Source organism: Streptomyces sp. NPDC005374 (genome assembly GCF_042872225.1).
Classification (GTDB): domain Bacteria; phylum Actinomycetota; class Actinomycetes; order Streptomycetales; family Streptomycetaceae; genus Streptomyces.
The window spans coordinates 75962-90246 of record NZ_JBIAKA010000021.1; the positions used below are offsets into that span (position 1 = coordinate 75962).

The 14285-nt window shown below is 73.5% G+C and carries 12 protein-coding genes; 10 read left to right on the forward strand and 2 right to left on the reverse strand.

Annotated features, from left to right (window positions below):
- Positions 1 to 42: 42 nt before the first annotated feature.
- Genes ACFYRX_RS39435 through ACFYRX_RS39470 form a run of 8 tightly spaced genes read left to right on the forward strand, consistent with a single transcriptional unit; the run spans position 43 to position 9238 of the window.
- The gene (locus tag ACFYRX_RS39435; RefSeq protein ID WP_389111031.1) at positions 43 to 1218 is read left to right on the forward strand and encodes a glycosyltransferase family 4 protein; all 1176 of its coding nucleotides are present in this window, start codon (positions 43 to 45) and stop codon (positions 1216 to 1218) included.
- Positions 1215 to 2639: an exopolysaccharide biosynthesis polyprenyl glycosylphosphotransferase gene (locus tag ACFYRX_RS39440; protein ID WP_389111034.1), complete on the forward strand. Its 1425-nt coding sequence runs from the start codon at positions 1215 to 1217 to the stop codon at positions 2637 to 2639. The genes ACFYRX_RS39435 and ACFYRX_RS39440 overlap by 4 nt, the downstream gene beginning before the upstream one ends.
- Positions 2640 to 2645: 6 nt before the next feature.
- Entirely contained in the window at positions 2646 to 3941 is a 1296-nt protein-coding gene (locus ACFYRX_RS39445) for an O-antigen ligase family protein (protein WP_389111036.1), read from the forward strand.
- Positions 3938 to 5602, forward strand: a complete 1665-nt coding sequence (murJ, locus tag ACFYRX_RS39450; RefSeq protein WP_389111038.1) for a murein biosynthesis integral membrane protein MurJ — start codon at positions 3938 to 3940, stop codon at positions 5600 to 5602. Before ACFYRX_RS39445 ends, murJ begins: the two co-directional genes overlap by 4 nt.
- A complete protein-coding gene (locus ACFYRX_RS39455; RefSeq protein ID WP_389111041.1) occupies positions 5586 to 6302 on the forward strand; it encodes a polysaccharide deacetylase family protein in 717 nt (238 codons plus the stop codon). Before murJ ends, ACFYRX_RS39455 begins: the two co-directional genes overlap by 17 nt.
- A gap of 1 nt (position 6303) precedes the next feature.
- The gene (locus tag ACFYRX_RS39460; protein ID WP_389111043.1) at positions 6304 to 7458 is read left to right on the forward strand and encodes a glycosyltransferase; all 1155 of its coding nucleotides are present in this window, start codon (positions 6304 to 6306) and stop codon (positions 7456 to 7458) included.
- Positions 7455 to 8129 carry a lipopolysaccharide biosynthesis protein gene (locus ACFYRX_RS39465; protein WP_389111045.1) on the forward strand — a complete coding sequence of 225 codons (675 nt, stop codon included), beginning with the start codon at positions 7455 to 7457 and terminating at the stop codon, positions 8127 to 8129. Before ACFYRX_RS39460 ends, ACFYRX_RS39465 begins: the two co-directional genes overlap by 4 nt.
- A complete protein-coding gene (locus ACFYRX_RS39470) occupies positions 8126 to 9238 on the forward strand; it encodes a GNAT family N-acetyltransferase (RefSeq protein WP_389111048.1) in 1113 nt (370 codons plus the stop codon). The genes ACFYRX_RS39465 and ACFYRX_RS39470 overlap by 4 nt, the downstream gene beginning before the upstream one ends.
- Before the next feature lie 28 nt (positions 9239 to 9266).
- On the opposite strand, the gene ACFYRX_RS39475 is transcribed toward ACFYRX_RS39470, so the two are convergent.
- Positions 9267 to 10589 (reverse strand): glycosyl hydrolase, encoded by a 1323-nt coding sequence (locus ACFYRX_RS39475; RefSeq protein ID WP_389111051.1) that lies wholly within the window; start codon positions 10587 to 10589, stop codon positions 9267 to 9269.
- Positions 10590 to 10725: 136 nt separating this feature from the next.
- Here ACFYRX_RS39475 and ACFYRX_RS39480 point away from each other — a divergent pair, with 136 nt between their 5' ends.
- Entirely contained in the window at positions 10726 to 12045 is a 1320-nt protein-coding gene (locus tag ACFYRX_RS39480; RefSeq protein ID WP_389111054.1) for an ATP-grasp domain-containing protein, read from the forward strand.
- Entirely contained in the window at positions 12045 to 13313 is a 1269-nt protein-coding gene (locus tag ACFYRX_RS39485) for an FAD-dependent oxidoreductase (protein ID WP_389111056.1), read from the forward strand. The genes ACFYRX_RS39480 and ACFYRX_RS39485 overlap by 1 nt, the downstream gene beginning before the upstream one ends.
- A 59-nt stretch (positions 13314 to 13372) precedes the next feature.
- Here the strand turns inward: ACFYRX_RS39485 and ACFYRX_RS39490 are convergent, their stop codons facing one another.
- Positions 13373 to 14230 (reverse strand): chaplin, encoded by an 858-nt coding sequence (locus tag ACFYRX_RS39490; RefSeq protein WP_389111059.1) that lies wholly within the window; start codon positions 14228 to 14230, stop codon positions 13373 to 13375.
- Positions 14231 to 14285: the final 55 nt, after the last annotated feature.

Genomic DNA, 14285 nt, shown 5'->3' on the forward strand with positions numbered 1-14285 from the left:
CCCGCCCCTCTTGAGCACCACCCGTGAGCGAGGAAACCGCGCATGCACCAGTCAGGCACCGACCCCCGGCCACGGGTCCTGCACCTCACCCAGCCGGTGGACGGCGGGGTTGCCCGGGTGGTGACGGACCTGGCGCGGGCCCAGCTCGCGGCGGGCCTGCACGTCACGGTCGCCTGTCCGGACGGTCCGCTCCCGCCCGCGCTCCGGGCGCTCGGCGCCGACGTGCGCCCCTGGCAGGCGACCCGCTCGCCCGGTCCCTCGCTGCTTCAGGAAGTACGGCGGCTCTCCCGGGTGATCGACGGGGTGCGGCCCGACCTGGTGCACGCGCACAGCGCGAAGGCCGGGCTCGCGGGCCGACTCGCGGTGCGGGGGCGGATCCCGACCGTGTTCCAGCCGCACGCCTGGTCGTTCGAGGCGGTCGGCGGACTCACCTCGGCGCTCGCGCTGCGCTGGGAGCGGGAGGGGGCGTGCTGGGCGCACCGGGTGGTGTGTGTGAGCGAGGCGGAGCGCGCGACCGGCGTGCGCGCCGGGATCTCCGGACGCTGGAGCGTGATCCCCAACGGCATCGAGCCCGAGCGCTTCCACCCCGCCGCCGTCGGCACCGTCCGCGCGACGCTGCTGCCCGAGGTCGATCCGGCGGCCCCGCTCGTGATGTGCGTGGGGCGGCTGTGCCGGCAGAAGGGGCAGGACGTGCTGCTGCGGGCCTGGGAGGCCATCCTGGCGCGGGTGCCGCGGGCACGGCTCGTGCTGGTCGGTGACGGGCCGGACGCCGACGCCCTCAGGAACAGGTCACCGCGGTCCGTGGTGTTCGCGGGGTCCGTCGCCGACAGCGTGCCCTGGTACCAGGCCGCCGACCTGGTCGTCCTGCCCTCGCGCTGGGAGGGCATGGCGCTGGCGCCGCTGGAGGCGATGGCGTGCGGGCGGCCGGTGGTGGTGACGGACGTCGACGGTGCCCGGGAGAGCCTGCCGCCGGACCTCGCCCCGCGCTGCCTCGTACCGCCCGGCGATCCGGCCGCCCTCGCGCGCGCGGTCGCCGATCTGCTGCTCGACCCGCTTCTGCGCGAGTCCCTCGGCCACCAGGGGCGTCGGCACGTCCTGGCCATGCACGACGTACGGCACACGGCCGGGGCGGTGGCGGACGTGTACCGCGAGCTCCTCGGCGGCGAGTTCGCAGGGCGCCTCGCGCCCACCGAGTACAGGGAGTCCATCCACTCGTGACCGCGGAAAGTACCGTCCCCTCGCCCGGCGGGCAGCCACGGAATCTGCGATTCTCGCCCGTCTCGCTCATGCCGCCACGCGGCACCACCACCGGCTTCCGGTTCCCGCTGCGTCGGCCCCCGGCCCGGCCCGCCTCGCCGGTGCCGCTGCTCGCGGCCGATGTCTTCGCCGCACTGATCGGCGCCTCCGCGATGGCCGAGGCGCTGCGCCATCCGATGCTCGCGGCCCTGCTGGTCGCCGCGTCGATACTGCTGCGCCCGCAGCTGCCCGGCCCCGTGCCGGGAATCCTCGACGAACTGCCCACCGTCTGCGGCCGGATCGCGGTGGCGTGGCTCGCGGTCGCGGCGCTCGTCGCCGCCTACGACCCGGACCTGGCCCTCGGCACCGGCACGCTCGCCGGCGGTTTCCTCATCCAGTCGGTGGTGGCCTGCGCGGGCCGCGGCATCGTGCACCGGCGCCGCCGCACGGCACGGCTGGCCCGTCCGCGGGCCGCCCTCGTCGTCGGCCCGGTGGGCACCGCGCAGCGCGTGGCCGCCGCCGTGCAGCGTCATCCGGGCTGCGGAGTGCGGCCGGTGGGTGTCGTGGCGGACCAGCCGGACGGCGCCGAGGGTCTGCCCGTACTGACGACGGGCGAGGAGGTCCAGCGCGCCCTCATCCAGAACGGCGTACGGGACGTCCTCGCCGTCCATCCCTCCGTACGGTCCGAACAGGGGCCGCTGCTGCGGGCGCTCGCCGAGTCGGGCTGCGCGGTGTGGGAGGTGGACGCGGACTCCCCGTCGTACGCGACGCGGCACCAGCTCGCCGGATTCTCCTGCCGCCGTCTGGACATGGGTGGCCGGCGGCGGGGCAGCGTCGGCAAGCGGGCGCTGGACGTGGCCGTGTCCGGGACCCTGCTGCTGCTGGTCAGTCCGCTGCTGGCGCTGTGCGCGGTGGTGCTGCGACTCACCGACGGCCGGGGTGTGGTCTTCCGGCAGGAGCGCATCGGCAAGGACGGCAAGCCGTTCACCCTGCTGAAGTTCCGCACCCACCGCCCGGTCGACGAGCACGAGGCCGCGACCCGGTGGAGCGTGGCGAACGAGATCCGGATGTCCTGGTTCTGCCGCTTCCTGCGCAAGACCTCGCTGGACGAGCTGCTCCAGCTGTGGAACGTCCTGTGGGGCGACATGAGCCTGGTCGGTCCGCGGCCCGAACGCCCGTATTTCGTGGGGAAGTTCAGCCAGACCTATCCCGGCTACGCAGCCCGGCACCGGATGCGGACCGGCATCACCGGTCTCGCCCAGATCAACGGGCTGCGCGGCGACACCTCCATCGAGGACCGGGCCCGCTTCGACAACGCCTACATCGACAACTGGTCGCTGTGGCAGGACATCTGCATCCTGCTGCGCACCGCGGCCGCGCTCGTGCGTCCGACGGGGAGCTGAGCCGCCATGACCCACGCCCTTACCCTGCCCCGGGTTCGCGAACTTCCCCCGGTCCTGCCGGTGTTGGCGGTGATCGGCCTCCTCGCGCTGCCCATCGGCCCCGGCGGTGAGGGCGGCGCGGGCCCGGCCGACGCGGTCTCCGCGCTGGTGGTGCTGTCCTGCGTGCTGCGGCTCGTGCGGGAGCGGCGGCGCCCGCTGTCGGGTACGGCCGCCGTGCTGCTGGGCCTGCCGGTGGTCGGGCTGGCCGTCGCCGCGATGGGCGCGTCCTCGGCGGGCGCCGGGCTCACCGGCATGGGCCGCTACCTGCAGATCTTCGTGCTGGTACCGGCGGCCGTGCTGCTGCTGATCCGCGGCCGGGCCGACTTCCGGCTGCTGGCCTGGGCGTTCGTGGGGCTCGCGGTGTGGCAGGGGGCGATCGGTGTCCACCAGTTCCTGACCGGGACCGGCGCCTCCTACCAGGGCGAGGAGATCCGGGCGGTCGGCACCTTCGGGGCGCAGGACGTGATGGGCATGGCGACCGTCGTGTCCTTCGGGTTGGTGTGCGCGGTGGGGCTGGCGCTGGGGCGGACTCCGGTACGGCAGCGGGCTGTTGCCGCCGGCTGCGCGCTCGCGCTGCTGGTTCCGCTGGCGTTGTCCTTCAGCCGGGGCGCGTGGATCGCCACCGTGGTGACGATCGTCGTGCAGCTGGTGCTGGCCGGTCTCGGGCGGGCGTTGAAGGTGGGGGCGGTGGTGGCCGCCCTGGGCGTGATCCTCGTCGGTGGTTTCGGGGTGGGTTCGGCGATGCTCCAGGAGCGGGTCGACAGCATCACGCAGGTCACCGACACGCCCGACCAGTCCGTCACCGACCGGTACACGATGTGGGCGGCCGCGGTCGGGATGTGGCGCGAACACCCGCTGACCGGTGTGGGGTTGAAGGGTTTCCCGGAGCACCGGGACGCACATGCCTCGCTTGCCCTGTCCGCGGGCAGCGACACGGAGGGCGCGGGTGCCGCGTTCCGTAAGCAGCCGCTGCTGTCCCCGCACAACATGTATCTGCTGATCCTCGCCGAACAGGGCCTGATCGGGCTGCTGGCACTGGCGGGCGGCTGGCTGGCCCTGCTGGTGTGCGGTCTGCGCAGGCTGGCCCGGGTCCGCCGGTCGGGACCGGGTCTGGACTGCGCGCTGGTCGCCTGCGGGCTGCTGGTCTGGCAGTTGACCGACTTCGCGTACGCCGACATCGGCGGGCCCTCGACGGTGCTGACGGCGGTGTGCTTCGGGCTGGTGGCGTGGTGGGCGCTGGCCGAGAAGGCCGGAACGCGATGACGGTGACACCCTCCACCCCCTCCCGGACACCCGCGACCGGTTCGCCAACCGTTCCCCCGGCCCGCGGTCCCGACCAGGAACCGAGCGAACTCACTCCTGTCTCACGGAAGTTCCTCGCCAAGGCCACCCTCGTCACCGCCGTGCTGTCCATCGCCGGCGCCCTCCTCGGCCTGGTCCGCGATCAGGCCCTGGCCCGGCTCTTCGGGGCCGGCAGCGAGACCGACGCGTTCCTCGTCGCGTGGACCGTGCCGGAGTTCGCGTCCACGCTGCTGATCGAGGACGGGCTGGCGTTCGTGCTGATCCCGGCGTTCAGTCTGGCGCTGGCCCGGCGAGCGCAGGGCGCCCCGGGCGACCCGGTCCGCTCCCTGGTCGCGACGACCCTGCCCCGTCTCTCGCTCGCCTTCGTCGCCGTCTCCGCGCTGATCGTCGCCGCCGCCCCCTACCTGGTCGAGGCCCTCGCGCCCGGTCTGCCCGACCCCGCGCTCGCCGTCGACTGCACCCGTCTGACCGCGCTGTGCGTGCTGGGCTTCGGACTCACCGGATACTTCAGCGCGGCCCTGCGCGCCCACCGCCGGTTCGTGGCACCGGCGGCGATCTACGTGGCGTACAACGCCGGCATCATCGCGGCGATGTACGCCCTCGGCGGGCACTGGGGCGTGCGGTCCGCGGCGCTCGGGGTCGCGGTGGGCAGCGGACTGATGGCGTTGATCCAACTCCCTTCCTTTGTACGGCAGTTGCGCCACCGCCGAACCGCCGTCCAGACCGAGCCCGTCGAGAGCGCCGAGCGCGCGGTGACCGTGGCCCTCGTCGCCACCGTGCTGCTCTTCGCGCTGTGCCGTCAGTCCCAGGTCCTCATCGAGCGCTTCCTCGCCTCCACCCTCCCCGCCGGCGCCATCTCGCACCTGAACTACGCGCAGAAGGTCGCCCAGATCCCGATGACCCTCTCGCTGATGCTGTGCACGGTCACCTTCCCGGTGGTCGCCCGCGCCCTCGCCGACGGTGACATCGAGCGGGCCCGTACCCGGGTCGAGCGGGACCTGGCGCTCGCGGTGTGTGTGGTGCTTCTCGGTGCGGCCACGGTGATCGCGTGCGCCCCGCAGATCGTCGAACTCCTCTTCCAGCGAGGCGCGTTCACCGCCCGGGACACCTCCGCCACCGCGGACGTCATGCGGGTGTACGCACTCGGACTGCTCGGCCAGACGGTCACCGGCTGCCTGGTCCGCTCCTACTTCTCGGCGGGCCGCCCCACCTGGTACCCGGTCTCCGCGATGGCCGCCGGGATCGTGGTGACCTCGTGGGTCGGCGCCTGGACGGTCGGCCCCTGGGGTGTCCTCGGGATCGCCGCCGCCAACGCCTCCGGCATCACCGTCACAGCCGCCCTGCTGCTCGCCGGGATGCGCCGGCGCAGCGTCCCGATCCGCACCCGGCAGGTGCTCGCCGAACTCAGCAGGCCGGTGCGGGCGGCCGTGGTCGCGGCGCTTGCGGGCGCCTTCGTCGCGAGCCGGACCGACTCCGCCCCGACCGGCCTGGTCACCGGCGCGGCGACCGTCCTCGTCGTCTTCTTCCTGCTCGCCCGGGCCCTTGGCTCCCAGGGCCTGGAACCCGTAGTCCGGTCCGTCCGCTCCGTCACACGAAGGCTCACTCATGGCCGCACCCCCTGAATCCATCCCGTGGATCGCGATGTACCACTCGGTGGGCGACTGCTCCGACGACCCGTACCGCATCACCGTCACGCCCGACCGCCTCGACCGCCAGCTGTCGTGGCTGCGCCGGCGCGGTCTGCGGGGTGTCTCGGTGTCCGAGCTCCTCGCCGCACCCAGCCGCACGGGCCTGGTGGGGCTCACCTTCGACGACGGATACGCCGACTTCCTCGACCACGCCCTGCCCGTCCTGACCCGCCATGACTGCGGCGCCACCCTCTTCGTCCTGCCCGGCAGGCTCGGCGGCGACAACGCCTGGGACCCGCTGGGTCCGCGCAAGCCGCTGCTGACGGCCGACGGCATCCGCAAGGCGGCCGCGGCGGGGATCGAGATCGGCTCGCACGGGCTGACCCACGTGGACCTGACCAAGGCGCAGGACATCCCGCTGCACAGTGAAGTGGCCGACAGCAGAAAGCTGTTGGAGGAGCTGACCGACTCCCCCGTCACCGGCTTCTGCTACCCGTACGGCACCCTCGACCAGCGCGTCGTCGACACCGTACGGGAGGCCGGTTACACCTACGCCTGCGCCATCGACCCCGGCGAGATCAACAGCCCCCTCGCCCTGCCCCGCGTCCACATCGGACAGAACGACACCGCCGTACGACTCTTCCTCAAGTACCGGCTGCACCGGCTGCGCCGCCGCCCCGTCGAGGGGATCTGAGGTGAAGGCCCTCCATGTCATCACTGGGCTCGGCGTGGGCGGTGCCGAGCAGCAACTGCGGCTGCTGGTCGGACACTTGCCGGTCGACTGCGAGGTCGTCACGCTGACCAACCCGGGCCCGGTCGCGGACGGGCTGATCGCCGACGGCGTGCGGGTGACGCACCTCGGGATGGCCGGGAACCGGGACCTGGGAGCCCTGCCCCGCCTGGTCCGGCACATCCGTTCCGGCGGCTACGACCTCGTGCACACCCACCTCTACCGGGCCTGCGTCTACGGCCGTCTGGCCGCGCGGCTCGCGGGGGTCCGCGCGATCGTCGCCACCGAACACTCCCTGGGCGACTCGCAGATGGAGGGCCGCAGACTCACCCGGGGGGTGCGCGGGCTCTACCTCGCCAGCGAGCGGCTGGGCCGGTCCACGGTCGCCGTCTCCCCCACGGTCGCCGACCGGCTGCGCCGCTGGGGCGTGCCCGCGCCCCGGATCGAGGTCGTCCCCAACGGCATCGACCTGGACCGCTTCCGCTTCGACCCGGCGCGCAGGCTGCACACGCGGCGGCTCCTGGGCCTGCCCGAGACGGCGTACGTCATCGGCGGCATCGGACGCCTCGCGCCCGGTAAGCGTTTCGACGTCCTGATCCGAGCCCTGGCCCAACTCCCGGACATCTTCCGGTTGTTGCTGGTCGGCGGCGGCCCCGAGGAACACGTCCTGAGGCGCACCGCGCACGAGGCGGGCGTGGCCGACCGGGTCCTGTTCACGGGCGAACGCCCCTACGTCCCCGACGGCTCCCCGGGTCCCGACCTGCCCTCCCTCACCTCGGCGATGGACCTGCTGGCCTCCCCCTGTCCTGAGGAGGCCTTCGGGCTCGCGGCCGTGGAGGCGCTGGCGGCCGGGCTGCCCGTGCTCTACGTCTCCTGCCCGGCGATCGAGGACCTGCCGCCACAGACGACGGGAGCGGCACGCCAAGTCGCCTGCGACACCCGCGCGTTCGCCCGTGCCGTCGCGGCCACCCGCGCCCAGGACTCCGGTCCGCGCATCGCGCCCGACGCCGCCCACCACTACAGCATCACCCGCAGTGCCGCCCGGCTGATGAACGTCTACGCGGCCGCCGTGGCCGCCCCTTCCGTGTCCCCTCCACCCCAGGGAGCAAGTTCGCCATGACCTCCACGACCTCCACCACCGAGCACCCCGCCGCACCGCGCCGCCCCGCCCTGGCCCGCGCCAAGGCCCTCCCCTCCTGGTCGCTGATCGCGGCCGGCGTCCTCGCCGGCGGACTGCTCGGCGGCGTCTACGGCGTGGCCAAGCCGCCCGCGTACACGGCCACGGCGTATGTCGTCGCCGTACCGACCGAGAAGTCCGACTCGGCGTCCGCGCTCGGCTTCGCGCAGGCCTACGGCCGGGTCGCCACGCAGGTCGCGGTGCTCGGGGACGCCCAGGTGTGGGCCGGGGTGCCGGTGAAGACGCTGCAGTCGAGCGTGCAGGCGGCGACCTCGCCCGACGCGCCGATGGTCGCCATCACAGCGACCTCCTCCCGCCCCGACGTCGCCGCCGACATGGCCAACGCGGTCTCCCGCGCGCTGACCCGGCACGCCAACGACACCAAGAACGCCACCAACGTCGAGCTCCAGCAGTTCGCCCGCGCCACCAAGCCCGCCGAACCGTCCTCGGCCTCACCGGCGGTGACGGGCCTGGTCGGCGCGAGCGCGGGCGGGCTGCTCGGCGGTCTGGTGCTGCTCGCCCGGCCGCGCCGGTCCGGGGCCGGCCGGGACCAGGGCCGCCCTGCCTCGGTGCCCGCCCCGGCCGTGGCCGCCGAAGCCCACGGCCAGCTGTGACGTACACGACCCACCTCGTCACCGACGAGCGGGCCTTCGCCGAACTGGGCTCGGAGTGGGCCGGGCTGTACCGCCGCTGCGAGGCCGCGACCCCGTTCCAGAGCCACCCCTGGCTGCACTCCTGGTGGCTGTCGTACGGCAGGCCCGGGCGGCTGCGCCTGGTGCTGGTCCGGCACGAGGGCGAACTGGTCGCCGTCGCCCCGCTGATGCGGGTGGGCCGCCCGGTGCCGTCCCTCGTGCCGCTGGGCGGGGCGATCTCCGACTACGGGGACGTCCTGCTGGACGACGAGCGGGGCGAGGAGGCGGTGGCCGCGCTCACCGAGGGCCTCGCCCGGGCTGCCCGTACCGCGCTGGTCGACTTCCGCGAGGTGCGCCCGGGCGGCGCGGCCGAGCGGATCTACGACCACTGGAGCGGGCCCAGGCGCCGGGTCGGCGACTCGGTGTGCCTGGAGCTGCCCGCCGTGCCGATGGACGAGCTGGTCGCCCGACTGCCGTCCACGAAGGCCCAGCAGCGGGTGCGCGCCAAGCTGCGCAAGCTGACCTCGCTCGGGGTCGAGCGTCATGTCGTACACCCGGACGGAGTGGACTCGGCGCTCGGGCGGCTCATCGAGCTGCATCAGCTGCAGTGGCAGGGACGCAAGGTGACGTCGGAGCATCTGCGGCCGCGGTTCCGCGACCACCTGGTGCGCTCGGTCGGACCGATGGTGCGCTCCGGGGACGCGGTGGTCACCGAGTTCCGGCTGGACGACGACGTGGTGGCGGTCGATCTGACCCTGCTGTCACGGCGTCTGGCGGGCGGCTATCTGTACGGCGCGCATCCGCGGCTGCGGGAGCGGAAGGCGGACGTGGCGGTGATGCTGCTCGACGCGTGCACCGAGCACACCCGCGCGGGCGACCGCGGCACGCTGAGCCTGCTGCGCGGCAACGAGCCGTACAAGCAGCACTGGCGGCCCGAACCGGTGGTCAACCAGCGGCTGCTGCTGGCCCTGAACCACACGGCCCCGCTGCTGACCGCGGTCGTCTGTGACGTGGCCGCGCGGCGGCGGGGCAAGGAACTGCTGCTGCGCTGGAAGGGGCGGAGGGAACATGCCGGTGGCGGCAGGTCCTGAGGGGGCCTGCCGCCACCGGCCGACGGGGCTAGCGGTTGCGCGAGAACCAGTCGAAGCGCAGGCACAGCTTCCCGCCGATCCAGTACTCCACCCATTTGCCCAGATCCAGCGGCGAGCAGGTCGGCGGGGTCGTGGGAGCGGTGGGCGGCTTCGTGGGTTCGGTGGGCGGCGTCGTGGGTGTGGTGGGCGTCGTGGGTGTGGTCGGTTCACCGGTACGGCCGAAGAGCACCGACCGGTAGACCGCGGACGACTTGGGGTTGGCCGAGCACTGCCACACGCCGTGCGGGCAGTAGTCGGTCAGCGTGTTGTACAGCGGCTTGTGCTCGTCCATCCAGGCGAGCATGCGCTTCATGTACTCGGCGTTGTCACCGTTGCGGAAAAGCCCCCATTCGGGATACGAGATGGGCTTTCCGTGGGCCTTCGCGAAATCGACGTGTTCCTGAAGGCCGTAGGGCTCCTTGATCTGTTCGTCGAAAGTGAGTCCCGACGGCTGGTCGTAGGAATCCATGCCGACGATGTCGACGGTGTCGTCCCCGGGATAGCACTGGGTCCACGGAATGGCGTCCCGGCCGCGCGTCGGGGTGAAGTCGAACTTGAACTTCTGGCCCGGGACCGACCGCATGGTGGTGACGATCCTGTTCCAGTACTTCTTCCAGGCCACCGGGTCCGGACCGCAGCGATGGGTGTACGTGGTGCCGTTCATCTCCCAGCCGAGCACGATCACCGTGTCCGGGACCTTCAGCTCGACCAGGCGCTCGGCGAGGGTGCGGTAGTGCTCGTCGAACCGGCCGGCCGCGCCCTGACGGAGCAGGTAGCGGACCTCGGCGTCGGAGACGTTGTCCTCGTTGCGCTCCAGCATGGGGACGTTGAGGACGAACATCCGGTCGGCGCGTCCGGTGCGCCAGTCCGCCCAGAAGTCGAGGAAGTTCGGCCTGCCCTCGATGTTGCTCCACCGGTCGCCGGGCAGATAGGTGTGGCCGACGCGCAGGTCGGCGTTGCCCAGCCAGCGGCTGAGCTCGGCCATGCGCGTGATGCCGCCGGCACCGTAGTCCAGGTAGGCGCCGAAGGCGGGCAGGTCCTTGGGCGTGACGGGCTCCACCGGTTTCACGTCCACCGGCGGGACGGGCTCCACCGGGGTGACATCGCCCGGCGCGGGCGTCGGCCCGGTTGGCACGACGGGCGTCCCCGGGGGTTCGGGGACGGGCACGACCGCGGTCGGAGCGGGAGGATCATCGGCCCGCACCACCCCCGCGGCGAAACCCGGACCCGACGCCAGGGCGGCCGACGCGGCGACCGTCACCGCGATGAACGCCAGCCGTCCGGTACGAGTCCTTCGCTGCTGTGAGTCCATTCCCGCTCCTTTCCGCACTCTTGCGTTTTTCAGATAACTGACACTCAGTCATATCGATATGAACTCCGCCACCGCGCTTACGGCTTTCGAGTGGCGCCCTGGTCCGCACGAGTGAACCGACCCGAAGGAATAGCCCGTGTCGCTGTTCGACACCCGAGTCCCCGCCGTGCTGCTGCGGATCGACCGGAACCCCTTTCACCACGGCACGATGGGTGCCGTGCGCTCGCTCGGCAGGGCGGGCGTGGACGTGCACGTGGTCGCCGACTGCACGGGGAGCCCGGTCCGGGGCTCCCGCTTCGTACGGCAGCTGCATCCCCCGCCGCGCCCGGGCGCGTCGCCCGATGACATCGCCGCCGTGCTGCGCCGGGTGGCCGCCCGGATCCCGCACCCGGCCGTGCTGATCCCCATGGACGACGCGAGTGCCGTCGCGGTGGGCGCGCTGCGCGAGGAACTGACCCCCACGTATCTGCTGCCGCAGCAGCCCGGGGCACTGGCCGAACGGGTGGCCGACAAGGCGGAGCTGGCCGAGGTGTGCGCGGCGGCGGGGGTGCCGCACCCGGAGACGCTGATCCCGGAGAGCGCCGAGCAGGCGTCCGCCATGGCCTGGCGGCTGGGACTGCCGGTGGTCGCCAAGTGGAGCCGGCCCTGGCTGCTGCCGACGGAGGGCGGCCTGCGCAGCACGGTGGTGGTGCGGTCCACACAGCAGGCCCGCGAGCTGTATCTGCGCTCCGCGGAGGCGGGCAGCCGTCTGCTGCTCCAGGAGTTCCTGCCGCCCGGCCCCGACGGCGACTGGTTCTTCCACGGGTACGCCGACCGCTCCGGCGTGATGCGCGCGGGCGGCCCGGGCGTCAAGGAACAGTCCTGGCCGCGCGCCGCCGGGCTGACCGCGGTGGGGCACTGGCGGTCCAACCCGCGGGTACGCTCGCTCGCCGAGCGGCTGGCCGGCGCGCTGGGCTACCGCGGCATCCTCGACCTCGACTTCCGGCGCTGCGGCACGACGGGCGACTACCACCTGCTCGACTTCAACCCGCGACCCGGCGCCCAGTTCCGGCTCTTCACCGACTCCGCGGGCCTCGACGTCGTACGCGCGCTGCACCTGGACCTGACCCACCGGCCGCTGCCGGACGGGACGCCGCTGCCGGGACGGGCGTTCGTGGTGGAGAACTACGCGCCGCTGACCGCGCTGCGCCCGGCGCCCGGCGGACGCGAGTTCGCGTGGCACGCGGCGGACGACCGGGGGCCCGGCTGGGCGATGTGGGCGCTGTGGGGCCGCCATGTGTCCCGGCGCCTGCTCGACCGGGCGCGCCGCATGTGCACGCGGCGCGGGTACCGGGAAGCCGCGCACGTGGTCCGCCAGGGGGCGGCGCCCGTGCCGTCCCTCACCGACCTCACCGAACTGACCGGTCCGGCCGGGCTCTCCGACCTGCCCGGCGACGAGAAAGCGAGCAGCTGCTGATGTACGACCTGCTGGTGGTGGGCGCGGGCCCGTACGGGCTGTCGATCGCGTCCCACGCGGCGGCCGCGGGACTGCGACTGAAGGTCTTCGGCCGGCCCATGGCGTCCTGGCGCGACCACATGCCCCGCGGCATGTTCCTCAAGTCGGAACCGTGGGCCTCCAACCTCTCCTCTCCGGAAGGTAGTTGGACCCTGGACCGGTACTGCGCGGGTCAGGGCGTGGCGGCCCGGCACGGGGAACCGATCCCGGTGGAGATGTTCGCCGCGTACGGACTGTGGTTCGCCCGCAACGCCGTGCCCGAGGTGGACGAGCGCACGGTGGTCCGGATCTCTCCCTGCCCGGGCGGCTTCGAGGCGGTCACCGGGGACGGTGAGACTCTGCACGCCCGCACGGTCGCCCTGGCCGTCGGGGTCATGCCCTTCGTCGAAGTCCCGGGAGTTCTCGGCGAGTTGGATCCCGCCCTGGTCTCGCACAGCAGCCACCACAGCGCGCTCGACCGTTTCCGCGGCGGGGACGTCACGGTGATCGGCGGCGGTCAGGCCGCCCTGGAGACGGCCGCGCTGCTCGCTGAACAGGGCACGCACGCACGGGTGTTGGCCCGCGCGGACCGGCTGTTCTGGAACGACGTACCGCCGCCCTGGGAGCGCCCCTGGTGGCAGTCGGCCCGTTCCCCGCACAGCGGCCTGGGCTGCGGCTGGCGCAACTGGTTCTATGCCGAGCGCCCCGGTCTCTTCCACCGCCTCCCCGAGACGACCCGGGCCCGGATCGCGGCCACCGCGCTGGGACCCGCGGGTGCCTGGTGGGTGCGTGAGCGGGTGGAGGGCAGCGTCGAGGTGCTGCTCGGCCGGGAGGTCACGGCGGCCCGCGCGGCGGCGGGGGGCGTACGGCTGGACGTGGTGGACCGGGCCGGTGCGGTGCGCCCGGTCCAGACCGGGCACGTCATCGCGGCGACGGGGTTCAGCGCGACCCGGGAACGGCTGACGCCGCTGTCCGAGGAACTGCGCGGGGGCTTGGCCGCGGTGGCCGACGGGGCGCCGGAGATCGGGCGGGACTTCGAGTCGTCGTACCCCGGGCTCTTCATGGCCGGACTGGTCACCGCGTCGGGGTACGGCCCGGCGATGCGCTTCGTGCACGGGGCGACGTACACGGCGGGGGCGCTGGTACGGGGAGTACGGAGGCGACTGCACGAGGGGCCGCCGGCCGCAGGGGCGGTCCGGGTGCCGGGGAGCCGGCAGGGACGGGGAGCGGTGGACTCGGTGCGCCGCTGACGGAGCAGGGAGCAGGCGCGGGTGCCGGGCGGTCGACTCGCCCGGCACCCGGCGCGGTCCTACCGACGGGACGCGGCTCTGCCTCGTCGGTACAGGACGGCCCCGGCCACGATCATCGCGGCGCTGGCACCCGAGGCGGCCAGCAGGGCCTCACCGCTGCTGCCGGTGTGGGGCAACTGCGGCGGCGTCGTCGGGGGCGTCGTGGGCGGCCCCGTCGGAGGCCAGGTCGGCGGCCCGGTCGGGGGTGACGTCGGAGGTGTGCTGGGCGGTCCCGTCGGAGGCCAGGTAGGCGGACTCGTCGGGGGCTTCGTCGGCGGGGTGGTCGGCGGCGACGTAGGAGGCCCAGTCGGTGGCTTCGTCGGCGGAGTCGTGGGGGGCGAGGTGGGCGGGCCCGTCGGAGGCCAGGTCGGCGGTCCCGTCGGGGGTCCAGTCGGCGGCGTGGTGGGCGGCGACGTCGGGGGCTTGGTGGGTGGCGAAGTCGGGGGCTTCGTCGGAGGCTTGGTGGGCGGGGTGGTCGGGGGCTTCGTCGGAGGGGTCGTCTCCTCGCCGCAGTCCTCGCCGTGGCCGCCATAACCGCTGTCGGTGTCGCAGTCGTCGCCGCCGCCGTAACCGTGGTCGTCGTCCCCGTAACCGTGGCCGCCGTGGCGGCTGTGGGAGCCGCCCTTGTGCGACGCCGGGCCGTTCGCGCAGGAGTTGCCGAACGCCGGGTCGAGCGCGGCGATCACGTCCACGGAGTCGCCGCAGGCGTTGACCGGCACCTCGAGCGGCGCCTGCACGGTGTTGCCGGACAGCGCGCCCGGCGAGTCCTTGGCTGCCCCGCCCGCGAGCGAGTCGGCGATCGCGGGGCTGCCGCACAGGGACAGAATGCTCGTCGCGGCGGCGGCCGCGACCATTCCCTTACTCAGGGTCTGTCGCAATCTCGTTGTCTTCCTGCTTGAAGAAGTGGGAAAAGCCGGCCCCGAACGATTGGAA